Source organism: Vibrio sp. ER1A, assembly GCF_000733315.1.
GTDB lineage: Bacteria > Pseudomonadota > Gammaproteobacteria > Enterobacterales > Vibrionaceae > Vibrio > Vibrio mediterranei.
In genome coordinates this window covers 1-3,177 of sequence record NZ_JPJA01000055.1, presented here as the reverse complement: position 1 = coordinate 3,177, position 3,177 = coordinate 1, and the positions used below count along the sequence as shown (strand labels likewise).

The window sequence follows — 3,177 nt, the reverse complement described above, 5'->3', positions numbered from 1 at the left end:
GCATAAACATAATACATATTTCTAATATATATTATATCTGAATTATTATGTGGTAATGATCTCATTTTTGAAGAACCAGTAATTGAAGGAAGAGGCGGTTTGCCTCCACTTCTTCCTATTGAAAGTTAATGCTAAGTATTTAATGCTATAAATAGCAATCGGTTTAGGTATATCGAACGGAGATGAACGGTTGTAGTTTCAAGCTTTTCTGCTATCCGATATATTGTTTTATCTATGGAGTTTTTCGAAAAACCCAGTCCATAGGCAATATCTGTTCTCGTGAACCCTATAGAGATAAGATGAAAATATAAAGCTTCTTGCTTGGAGAGTGACGGCCAATAGCCTTGTAATTGTTTTATTTCAGCTTCTGACATAAAAAAAGTACTATTCATGTAGATTACCTTTCCTTAAAAACAAAGATATAGAAAGAGCAATTTTACTGATAAAGCGGAGTTTTAATATGTCAAAAAGATCAGATAGACACGACCAGTGTACTATTCTAAGTAAAGTGCGATTGGGCAAATGTTAAGTTACACTAGTTATAGTGGAATTATAAAAATCCGAGGAGTGTCACCTAGTGACTTATTAGTTCTCGTTGAAATCTGACTTTTCAAGCGGACTATACTCTATAGAGTCTCTCTTGCACTAGAAAATTCAAATTGAATACAACTTGAAGAATAACAAAACTTATTGTAACCGTTTAGGATTGGATAAGTAAACCTATACATATGTGGTTAGCATAAAGAAGTAATGTTAACTCCATCTTTACGAGAAACGTTCTAAAACGCTTAGCACTAATGGAGTTGTTCTTTCTCTTTATAGGCGTTTAGAATATTTGGTGCGAAACCGGGTGTTTTGGATTTACCCTCAAGTCATACAAAGCACGAAAAGACAAAAAGAAGTCTACAAAGGCTATAGATGCGGGGATTGATTAAGCTAGATTTATACAAAGGGTTCAAGTATGACCTTCAAAATAACTTCTTTACGTTCTAAGATTCCTCTCCGAATTCTATGTGAAATTTCTTGTTTAATACGATTATAGAACGAATACAGAGCTTGTTTGCTAAAGACATATTTTGCGGCTCGAGCGCTATCTCGCATGTTTAACTCAGTATGTTTCCGAGCTCAGCTAGAATAGGTATTGGTATAAACCATCATTTTGATAGGATGTGTACGAAGATGATCATCTAACCTTAAGGCTTTTCCTACAAAAAAAGCCAAGGAAAACGTATATAATCTCCAGAATTTATTCTATTTTTATTAAATGTTAAACGCCATGCCTTTATTTAACCATATTGGAGTGAAGGGTTCTTCAGAACTAAACACTTGTTTTGTATCTGGGGGAGCAAGTTTTCGTCGGTCAATGAATGTAACATGTCATGCCCTTGTCCTAGTTTTGTCGTTGTCAAGTATTTCTCAAGCGAGAGCAGCTAACTTACTTAACAAAGAAGAGCAAAGAATACTAAATGATATCACCGAAAATTATGACACGAGCTATGCGCAACTAGGAATTAGAAATAATCAGAATGAAGTTGACCGATTAGAGGCTGAGAAGCGCTATTTGGAAATAAAGCTGCAAAATGAAAGGAGCAAACTAAAAGACGAAAGTGATAAGTTAGAATATTCGTTGTTGAATGGTGAGTATGATGAAGATAGAGTGGATAAATTACATTCTCTATCTTTTGAAATCGCTAGCGTAAATAATAAACTCACTCGCGCAATTAGTTCCCTAAAGTCAGAGCAAATAAGCTTGGAAAAGCTAAGTTCTAAATTAGATGAATTAAATCATAGCAGAACATCAAAATTAATTAAACTTTACGACGAAATCAAAAAGAGATACTCTTCAGCCTCTGGAATTGTATACTCTAAATCCTATAATGGTGATTTGACCTGTGATTTAACTGAGAGCCTAACGAGATGTCTTGCGAAAAACATGGGGAAAATAAAAGAAACCTTTTATTTGGTTAATGGCGGTCGTGAGCAAATAAATATTGAGAAATTTGAACTAAGCAACGCTACGCAAGAACTTAGCGGAAAGGTTTTCTATACAGTGGATGTTGAGTATTCTAAAAAGCTCACATCTGGATTGGAGTATTTGATACAAAAAGAAATAGGTTTGAATCAAGTTTCCTTTACGCTTCAAAGTAATAAGGTAAAAACGGATTTTTTCATTGATGGTATCTTGGTTGGCTCCGGTAAGAAAGTTGATGTTTTTGGCCCATATTTAGGTCAGCATGAAATCAAAGCGGTGAACAATAAACATGTACAATCTTCGATAATAAATTTATCTCAGAGTGAGAACTATTACTTCCCTTTTAAAAAAAACAACCCTGAGAATAAAGATTCTAACGATAATAGGAATAAGACTGGTAGTTTATCCGAAACTTCCCTCTCAGTTAAGGATGCATTTTCAGGAGGGCTGCTTAAAAAAGGCTGGAGCTATAAATATAATAATACAGATTTCTTTGCACCAGTATTTTTAGACCGCGATAGGCAACGAGCTATATATTTAGATTACGAAAGTGCTATGTCACTATGTAACGTAAAGTTTGGAGGGCAACTATTGAGCTCCTTAGATTACTCAAATTTAGAATCCATCACTAAATTAGAATCAGGAGAATATTGGACCAATAGCGGTGCTATATACTCAACCTATGAGCACAAAAATGTCGCTAAAACATTTTTAACTAACCGAGTTGTTTGTTCAAAATAATAGAAATGAATAGATAATTAGAGTTGATAATATAATACTGATCTTTGAGTCGAGTAAACACAAGCGAGGATACTGCCAAAAATGTATAAAGGTCAAGAGAAGTTAGGTTTGGTTTATGACCCGATTTCTGAAAAAATCCAAGGTGAAAGAAGGTTATCAGAGGAAGATAGAATTCATTCCAGGAACGCAAAGATTGAGCGTAACATTTTATCATATTCATTATTTGGCTCAGAGCCTGGTTACTGTGAGTGTATGTACTTGAATATTCTGGAGTCAAGTAAAACGTATCCTGGCTGGGAGGTTGTAGTTTATCATGATGACACAGTTCCGCCCTATGTATTAGAACGTTTTTCCTCTAAAGGTGCCATTTTAGTGAATGTTTTAGAGTTAGGTATTGCTCATTGGCCCGGTACTTTTTGGCGATTTGCCGCTGTATCGATTCAAAACGCTAACTTAATTTGTTT

2 protein-coding genes are annotated in these 3,177 nt (G+C 34.7%); both read left to right on the top strand.

Annotation, left to right across the window (positions count from 1 at the left end; all coding sequences use genetic code 11):
• The first annotated feature begins 1,276 nt into the window (after nt 1-1,276).
• Nucleotides 1,277-2,713: a hypothetical protein gene (locus tag HW45_RS04405; protein WP_152559622.1), complete on the top strand. Its 1,437-nt coding sequence runs from the start codon at nt 1,277-1,279 to the stop codon at nt 2,711-2,713.
• Between the two features lie 81 nt (nt 2,714-2,794).
• On the top strand, nt 2,795-3,177 hold a 383-nt coding region (locus HW45_RS04400; protein WP_038225168.1), incomplete at its 3' end, for a hypothetical protein.

Bases quoted from the DNA above. Each gene is read 5' to 3' on its own strand.
- HW45_RS04405 (WP_152559622.1), top strand. From the start codon at position 1,277: ATGCCTTTATTTAACCATATTGGAGTGAAGGGTTCTTCAGAACTAAAC.